This window comes from Herbidospora sp. NBRC 101105 (assembly GCF_030269205.1).
GTDB classification, from domain to species: domain Bacteria; phylum Actinomycetota; class Actinomycetes; order Streptosporangiales; family Streptosporangiaceae; genus Herbidospora; species Herbidospora solisilvae.
Genome location: NZ_BSSX01000037.1, coordinates 1 through 256 on the forward strand (window position 1 = coordinate 1; position 256 = coordinate 256).

The 256-nt window shown below is 66.4% G+C and carries 1 protein-coding gene; it reads left to right on the forward strand.

Annotation, left to right across the window (positions count from 1 at the left end; all coding sequences use genetic code 11):
- On the forward strand, positions 1–191 hold a 191-nt coding region (locus QSK34_RS37695), incomplete at its 5' end, for a CBS domain-containing protein (RefSeq protein ID WP_285591632.1).
- Positions 192–256 lie beyond the last annotated feature (65 nt).

A 256-nucleotide genomic window follows, 5' to 3' on the forward strand; every position in this document is an offset into this window, starting at 1 on the left:
ACGCCGTGGCCGAGACGATGCTCGACTCGGCCCGGGACGCTGTTCCCGTAGTGGACGAGCACGGCCGGGTGGTCGGCGTCATCACCGCCGTCGATGTGCTGCGCGCGGTCGCCGGCCGGATCACCTCGAAGCCGCGGCATGAGCCCGGTGATGTGCATCCCGCGCTCTTCCGGCTGCAGCCCGTCCTCTAGGTCCCGGCCCAATCGCGGAACATATGGGGCAGTAGAATGACATTAATTCTGCCTCCTCCCTTTGA